7 protein-coding genes are annotated in these 8,019 nt (G+C 71.2%); 6 read left to right on the top strand and 1 reads right to left on the bottom strand.

Features of this window, described 5'->3' with window-relative positions:
* Window positions 1-1,408: 1,408 nt before the first annotated feature.
* Window positions 1,409-1,573: a hypothetical protein gene (locus QZV94_RS00695; RefSeq protein WP_293675870.1), complete on the bottom strand. Its 165-nt coding sequence runs from the start codon at window positions 1,571-1,573 to the stop codon at window positions 1,409-1,411.
* A 222-nt stretch (window positions 1,574-1,795) separates the two neighbouring features.
* Here QZV94_RS00695 and QZV94_RS00690 point away from each other — a divergent pair, with 222 nt between their 5' ends.
* From QZV94_RS00690 to QZV94_RS00665, 6 genes are all read left to right on the top strand, one after another.
* Entirely contained in the window at window positions 1,796-2,008 is a 213-nt protein-coding gene (locus QZV94_RS00690; RefSeq protein WP_293675869.1) for an H-X9-DG-CTERM domain-containing protein, read from the top strand.
* Window positions 2,009-2,073: 65 nt separating this feature from the next.
* Entirely contained in the window at window positions 2,074-2,265 is a 192-nt protein-coding gene (locus tag QZV94_RS00685; RefSeq protein WP_293675868.1) for a hypothetical protein, read from the top strand.
* Between the two features lie 69 nt (window positions 2,266-2,334).
* Entirely contained in the window at window positions 2,335-3,732 is a 1,398-nt protein-coding gene (locus QZV94_RS00680; RefSeq protein WP_293675867.1) for a class I SAM-dependent methyltransferase, read from the top strand.
* A 76-nt stretch (window positions 3,733-3,808) separates the two neighbouring features.
* Window positions 3,809-5,053, top strand: a complete 1,245-nt coding sequence (locus tag QZV94_RS00675; RefSeq protein WP_293675866.1) for an NHLP bacteriocin system secretion protein — start codon at window positions 3,809-3,811, stop codon at window positions 5,051-5,053.
* Between the two features lie 2 nt (window positions 5,054-5,055).
* Window positions 5,056-7,191: an NHLP family bacteriocin export ABC transporter peptidase/permease/ATPase subunit gene (locus tag QZV94_RS00670; RefSeq protein WP_293675865.1), complete on the top strand. Its 2,136-nt coding sequence runs from the start codon at window positions 5,056-5,058 to the stop codon at window positions 7,189-7,191.
* A partial coding sequence (locus QZV94_RS00665) for a hypothetical protein (RefSeq protein WP_293675864.1) occupies window positions 7,188-8,019 on the top strand: 832 nt, incomplete at its 3' end. The genes QZV94_RS00670 and QZV94_RS00665, both read left to right, overlap by 4 nt.

Here is an 8,019-nt window from a genome sequence, read left to right as displayed (position 1 = left end):
ATTCCTCGGTGATCGGGTCGACCAGCGGCAGCAGGGGTCGCACCGCTTCGAGGGCGCGATAGGCAGCCGTGGCATGCTCGGCGCGCCTGTCTGGCTCGGCCTGCGCCAGCCACAGCAACCAGTCCGCCAGGCGGAGCGGCTGCGGCCTCTGGCTTTCGCGGTACACCGCCCGCCGCAGCAGGGCCTGGGCGGCGGGCCGATCGCCTCGCGCCAGCGCCAGGCGGCCCTGGAGGGCGTCCGCATAGGCCTCACTGGCCAGCCCGCCGGGCGCGGCGGCGCGCATGCCGGCGATGGCGCGCTCCAGCGCTGGATCCGCCGCGCCGCCGGCGTCGATCGCGATTTGGCAGAGGCGGCCGAGCAGTTCGATCCGAAGCGCCGGATCCTGGATCGCCGCGGCCTGCGGCAGCGCTTCAAGGGCCGCCGCCAAGGCGCGCGACCTGAGCGGGGCGGGGGCCGATTCGGGCGCAGACTCGGCGGCGGTGAGCAGGATGCGCGACCATCGCAGGCCGCTGAGGGCGGCCAGCTCGGCCTCGCCCGCGGTTCGGGCCCTGAGGTTCGCGCAGGCCAGGGCCGCCTGGATGACCTCGGCGCTGGATCGGGTCAGCAGGACGGGCGCCGACAGCTCCTCGCAGCCGCTCGTCGCGGGAGGCACGGCGGGACTCACGGTCCCCACCGCCCTCGGTGCCGGTCCGCCGCCGCGCCGGTCGGCGATCACTGGGCCGCCAACCGTCGCCAGGGCCAGCCGATACGCGGCCAAGGCCGCGAGCCGCGCGTCCCCCGCCCGTTCCGCCGCAGCCACCGCCGCGATCAGATAGCTCTGCGCCTGGAACTGACTTCCCGATCGCGCCAACCGCATCGATTCGCCTGCGGCGGAACAGTAGGCCGCGACAGCGGACCCTCGCGCGGCCATGTCGCCGCCGCTCACCACGCCGAGCACCTCAAGGGCGGCATCGCCTCGGCGCAGGTCTGCGCCGCGTCGCGCCAGCAGCGCCTCGGCGTTTCGCGTCACTTGCTCCAGCGCCGCGTCCGGCAGGTCAGGTCGCGCCGCGGCCAGGCCGCAGATCGTGGCGGGCCCCAGGATCTCACCTGGCTGAGCAGCCTGCGCGAAGGCCGGCGCCGCCAGCGTGGCGCAGGCCAGCAGGGTCAGACGTGCAAACCATCCTCCTGCCGCCACCCGTTGATCCCCCCGGTATCAGACCCATCGGCGCGAAAGACGCCTGCAGGTGCGAAAACCCCGCCGACCAGTGAGGCACGCAGAACCGTTAGGGGCAATCCACAGATTGGTGGGGGCGGCGCGTCCGCTGGCCTCGAAGAGCATCGACGCCCAGGTGCGTGGACGCGCCGGCGGGCTCGGCGGGAGTTACATCTCGGCTCGGTGGAACATCCCGCGCCTTCAACGGTCCACCGATCAGCCGGCGAAGGTAATGACGGCGGTGTCCTGGGCGGTGGCGCACGACATCCTGGCCGCCGCTTCGCGCACCTTCTGGATCGCCGGCAGGAGCAGCCCGCCGCGCACGTCGCTCAACTCGGCTTCCTCAAGTTCGATGACCTCGTCACGCTTCAGTTCAGACATCAGATTTCTCCGCTTCGGGTTCAGGGGCAGCGTCTTGCTTGACGCCCTCTACCGACCCTTTACGCCGCCCGTGGCCCGCGGGACGCGCCCAACCGCGCAGACCGGCTCGGCGAAAACGCGCGCATCCACAGACCGGTGTTTTCGTATACATTGTTGTGCCGCTCCACTTCCCGCACGGTGGTTTGGCAGGTCTGCGCATGACCCCCGTAACAGGAGACCACCATGTCCACCGACAAGAAGCCTGAAGACCAGATCACCGACGCCGGCGCCGTCGAGCTCGAGGAAACCCAGCTGGACGACGCTGCAGGTGGCATCATCGCCATCGCGCCCGCGCTCAACAAGTACAACACCCTCGAACAGAAGGTGCTCGGCGATGGGTCCGTGCGTCCCTCCGGCATCAACGTCGCACTTGGCGACGGGTCGGTCCGCGGGTAGCGCCCGGTGCGGGGTCGAGCCGCCTTCACAGGCTCGCCCCCGTAACCGCCGACATGGAGAATCTCATGTCCAGCGACAAGAAGCCCCAAGACCAGATCACCGCGGCCGGCGCGGTCGAACTTGACGAGACCCAACTCGACGGCGCCACGGGCGGCCTCCTGCCGGCCGTTCAGCCAGCCGAGCTGAAGGCTGACGACAACCCGACCACGCTCTCGCCGACGTTCTACGAAGCATGGCCGCAAAAGCATCGCGGCTAGCGACTCAAGTCGGCAGCCGCCGCGCGGCTCCAACGCGGTCGCCCCGGTGGCACGAGTGATGAGGACGCAGTGAGCGGGCGTAACGACGGCTACCTTGCGGAGCACGTCTATCCGAGCAACTTCCCGCGGGAGTTCTCCCCGGCGTGGGTCGACGCGATGCTGTGCTGTCGGAACGTGGCGCCGCCGCGCGCACCGCGCGCGCCGTTTGCATTGCTGGACCTGGGATGCGGTGACGGGATGGGGCTCACCCTCCTTGCGGCCGCCTATCCCGAGGGCCGCTTCACCGGGATCGACGCCATGCCGGCTCACGTTGCGAACGGCCAGGCGGCCGCTGCGCGGCTGGGGATCGACAACGTCGACTTCCGCTGCGCCCTGTTCTCTGAAGTCGAAGACCCGGCCGTTCCCAGCTACGACTACGTCACCGCCCAGGGTGTGATCGCCTGGGTCAGCGCCGCCAACCGCGACCACGTCTACCGGATCGCCGCCAGCCACCTGCGCCCCGACGGCGTGGCGGTTCTGGGCTACAACGCCATGCCCTGGTGGAAGGACGTCGCGGTGTTCCAGCACACTGCGCTGGCGCTGGCCGAAACCGAAGCGGGCGGGTCGGTGGCGCGCTTCGACGCGGCCGTCGCGCGGCTGCAGGCCATGCGCGCCGACGGCGCGAGCCCGTTCTCCGAGGCCTTCTGGACCTGGTTCGACACCGCGCGCACGAACCTGCCGCACGACTATTTCCCGCACGAGTACCTTAACACCCACTGGGCGCCGCTGTGGTCGGACCAGGTCGCCGGAGCGATGGCGGCGCGCGGCTTCGTCCTCGCCGGTCCTGGCGGTGCCAGCCGGTTGCGCGAAGATTTCGCCTTCCGCGCCGCCGACCGCCGGGCGCTGGCGGGGATCGCCCAGCCGACCGCCCGGGAACTAATGGGGGATGTCTTCAGCAACGCCTCGTTCCGGATCGACATCTTCGCGCGCCCAACGCGAGTTGGAGCCGCGCAGGCGCGGCTGGACGGCTGGTGGGCGGCCATGGTGTCGGAGGCCGGCGCGGACTACGGCTGCGCCACCCCGGCCGGCCGGCTGAAGTTCGACAACGCCGCCGCCCACGCGATCTTGGGCGGCCTCGAGGCGGGCCCGCGAACGCTGCGCGCGCTGCACGCCGGATGTGGCGGCGCCACGGAGGCCGACATCCTAAACGCGGCCGACGCACTGCTCACGGCGGGCCATATCGCCCCGGCCGAGCCGCCGGCGATCACGCCCTGCGCGGAGGCGCTGAACGCCGAGACCGCGCGGGCGGCCCGACACGGCGAGGGCGTAAAGGCCCTGGCGGGCCGGAACGGCGCTTTCGCGATCGGCGCTCGCAGCATCACCGCGGCCTTCGGCGGTGAGTCCGCTGCGCTGGCGGCCATCCGGCGGCTGGGCGTCGACATCGAGCAAACCGAGCCGGCCGAGCTGGCCGCGGCGCGGCCTGGATAGCAGGGAGACCCGTGGGCTTGCCCCCTCGCAGGCTTTGGGTTCAGGTCATGGTCAAGCCGCCAGGAGGGGGACCGGTGTGACCGAGTCCATATACCGCAAGGCCGCGCTCGACCGCCTGGGGAGCCCCGAGCGGCTCGACGCGCCGTTGACGCTGGTCGGCCGGCCCGCCTGGCTGCTGCTCGCGGCCTTCGCGGCGGCCCTGGTGGGAGCGCTAGGCTGGGCGTTCGCCACCCAGGCGCCCGTCAGGGTGGCCGCCAGCGGGATCCTGATTGACCGCACGGGCTTGGCGGAAATCGTCGCGGGTGACGACGGCCGCATCGAGCAGTTGATGGTGGGGCCCGGCGACCGGGTCAGCGCCGGCCAGCCGATCGCCACGATCGCGCGGCCGGAACTGCGGCGCGAGATCGCCGAGGCGCGCAGCAAGCTCGCCGACGCCCAGGCGCGCTACGACCGCCTGCAGGGGTTCTATGGCGCGCAGGGTTCGCGCCAGCAGGGCGCCGACACGGTGCGGCTGGCCACCCTCGCGCAAAGCCGCCGCGCACTGACCGAGCGGGCCGCCTACCTCGAGCAGAAGGCCAGGCAGATGGCGTCCCTCGTGGAGCGCGGCTTCCTGCAGCGCGACAAGCTGGTCGATGTGCAGATCGAGCTTGCGGAGGTGCGCGAGCGGATCGCCAACCTGGAGGAAAGCGCCCTGCGGGTCGGCATCGATGCGACGACCCGCAGCGGCGAACGCAGCTTGGCCCTCCTGGATCAGCAGCGGACCATCCAGGAGCAGACCCGAGCCGTCGAGCTCCTGTCGGCGCGGTTGGCCGACCAGCAGGTGGTGCGCTCGCCGCACGCAGGACGGATTACCGAGTTGAAGGTCAACGCCGGCGACGTGGTGGCGGTCGGCGCCGCGCTGGCCACCGTGGCGCCCGACGACGACGGCCGCAGCCTGGTCGCCCTCCTCTACGTCCCTACCTCCGATGGCAAGCGGATCGAGCCCGGCATGTCCGCCGAGATCGTGCCCAGCACCGTCGAGCGCGAGGTCTACGGACACATCCCCGGCCGGGTGTTGTCGGTGGCGCCACTGCCGGCGACGCCGGAGGGCATGCGCAAGGTCCTGCAGAACGACCAGCTCGTCGCCGAACTGACGGCCGCCGGCGCGCCGATCGAGGTGCGTGTGGCGCTGTCGAGGGATCGAAGCAACATGAGCGGCTTCTCCTGGTCAGCGTCGCGCGGCCCGAAATCCAGGGTCAGCGCCGGGTCGACGATACAGGGCAAGGTGGTCGTCGACCGCAAGCCGGTGATCGCCTGGCTGATCCCGCGCGCCGGCGGCTGAGCGTGGCGCGGTTTCGTACGCCGAGCGTCCTGCAGCTGGAGGCCGCGGAATGCGGCGCCGCCGCACTGGCGATGATCCTGGGCTTCCACGGCCGCTTCGTGGCGCTGGACGAGCTGCGCACTCTGTGCGGCGTCTCGCGCGACGGCTCCAAGGCCTCCAGCATCCTGCGCGCGGCGCGGACCTTCGGGCTGGAGGCGCGCGGGATGAAGGCCGAGCCCGAGCACCTGAACGCGCTCGACCTGCCAGCCATCGCCTTCGTAAATTTCAGCCACTTCGTGGTCGTCGAGGCGATCGACGCCGCCCATGTCTGGCTGAACGATCCGGCCACGGGTCGCCGCCGCGAAACGCGCGCGGCGTTCTCGGACAGCTTCACCGGCGTGGTGCTGGTTTTCCGGCGCGGCGCGGACTTCCGGCCCGGAGACACCCGCCCGAGCCTCCTGGCGTCGCTGCGCGGCCGCTTCGAGGCGGTGGGCGAAGCGCTCGTCTATGTGATCCTGGTCAGCCTGGCGCTGGTGATCCCCGGCATCGTGCTGCCGGTCTTCAGCCGCATCTTCATCGACTATGTGCTGATCCGCTCCCTGCACGACTGGCTGGGGCCACTGCTGGCGGGCATGGCTCTGCCGGCGCTGGTGCGGTTCGTACTGATCCAGCTGGAGCGGCAGACCCTGCTGAAGGCGCGGATGGTGATGAGCCTCACCACCGGCAACGCCTTGATGTCCAAGCTGATGACCTTGCCCATCAGCTTCTTCGACCAGCGCTTCGCCGGCGAGGTCGCCGACCGGTTGCGGATCAACGAGGCGCTGAGCGATCTCCTGACGGGGCGTCTTGCGCAGGCGGTCGTCAGCCTGCTCAGCGCCGCGTTCTTCCTGGTCGTGATGCTGATCTACAGCTGGGGCATGACCCTGGCGGTGCTGATCCTGGCGCTGTCGAACGTCGCGGTCCTGCTGGTCGCCAATCGCTATCTGTCCGAGCACTACCGCAAGGTCTCGATCGACCAGGGCAAGCTGGCGGGGGCGCGGGTCGCCGGTCTCAAGGACATGGAGACCTTCAAGGCCAGCGGCGCCGAGGACATGCTCTTCGCCCGCTGGACGGGCCTCGCCACGGTGGCCCAGAACGGCGCCCAATCGGCCGCGGCGATCACCGCCTGGATCGCGCCGATCCCGGCCCTGATCGGCGTGCTGATCACCGTCACCATCCTGGTGTGGGGGGGCTTCCTGGTGATCGGGGGGCAGATGTCGCTAGGGGGCCTGGTTGGGTACCAGATCCTCGCCGCCAGCTTCATCGCCCCTGTGACGGCCCTCGCGGGCTTCGGCGCCGAACTGCACCAGATCCGCAACTACACTGGCCGGCTCGACGACATCCTGGCCCAGCGGTCCGACGTCCGGTTCGCCGCGCCCGATCCGGTGTTCGACGGCCGGCTGCCGCGCGGATCGGTCCGTCTTCAGGACGTGGAATTCGGCTATGCGCCCCTCGACCCGCCGTTGATCGCGCGGCTTTCCCTAGACCTGCGCCCTGGCGTCCGCATCGCGCTGGTCGGCGCATCCGGGTCGGGCAAGTCTACGCTCGGCAAGCTGATCGCCGGGCTTGAGCAGCCGATGACCGGAGCGATCCTGATCGATGGACGCCCGGCGGTGGACTGGCCTCGCGCCGCGCTCGCCGCGCGTCTCGCCTATGTGCGCCAGGACGTGATGCTGTTCGAAGGGACCATCCGCGAAAACCTGACGCTCTGGAACCCGGCGCTGCCGGAACCCGACATGATCCGCGCCGCCAAGGACGCACAGATCCACGAGGTGATCGCCGCGCGGCCCGGCGGCTATGACTCGCGGGTGGCGGAGGGTGGCGGCAACTTCTCCGGTGGCGAGAAGCAGCGGATCGATATCGCCCGTGCGCTGGCCACCAACCCGGCGGTCCTGGTGCTGGACGAGGCCACCAGCGCGCTGGATCCGGTCAGCGAATACCGCGTCATGGAAGCGCTTCGCCGCCGGGGGGTCACCTGCGTGGTGATCGCCCACCGCCTCTCCACGATCCGCGACTGCGACGAGATCATCGTGTTGGAGCGAGGCCAAGTGATCGAGCGCGGCGACCACCCGGCGCTGCTGGCGGCCGGCGGGGTCTATGCGGGACTGCTTGAGGCATGAGCGCGCATCGGCTCGTCATCGGCCCCGGCGCCGCACGCCCCCTCCCCCCGGGCGAGCGGCCTTGGCGCGTTCGCCGGGGCGAGGTCGAGGTCTACCTCAACAGCGCCGAGCGCCGCCGCCTGATCGCGGTCGCGTCAGAGGGCCAGGACATCTTCCCCACCACCGACGCGGCCCTCACGCTCAGCCTCCTGGCCACGGCGACCGCAGACCTGGAGCAACGCCCGCCTGCCGATCCGGCCCGCTGGCTGCAAGAGCTCACAGCGTTCGCCGAGCTGACCGAGCCGCCCTGGCCGCCGGGCACGGACATGGGCGCCTGCTACGCGGCGCTGGAAGCTCGCTTCGCAGAAATCGACGACGCGCGGGATGACCAGCTTGCGGAAGCCCTGAGCAGGCAGGGCCGCGAAGAGCTGCGTCCGGCGGGAAGCACGGCCGCCGCCCTCGGTGAGGCCGCGGACGCGCTTGGGGTGGATCTGGGCGGACAGGTTCTGCACGCCGGGCCGAGCGAGTTTGAGGCGCTGCCGACGCTGGCCCGGCTCGCCAGCCTGCGCGCAGCCCAGGTCAGGCTGGATCCACGATGGTGGCGACACGACCTGGGCGGCCCGCTGATCGTGCGACGGGCCGACGGGCTGGCGAGCGCGCTGCATCGGACCAAGGGAGCCTGGCGCGACCGCCATGGCGTCGCCGTGGACCCCGCTGCCTGCGACAGCCTGGCTTACCGCGTCTTCCCGCCGCTGGACCACGATGTCAGCCGTTTCGCCGGCATGGGCCGCAGCGTGCTGCACGGCGTCCGCTCGGAAATCTGGCTGATCGCGGGCGCCGGGCTGGGGG

This window comes from uncultured Phenylobacterium sp., from assembly GCF_902826855.1.
Taxonomy (GTDB): domain Bacteria; phylum Pseudomonadota; class Alphaproteobacteria; order Caulobacterales; family Caulobacteraceae; genus Phenylobacterium.
Note: the sequence above shows the minus strand (reverse complement) of the source record. Positions and strands in the feature narration are given on the sequence as shown.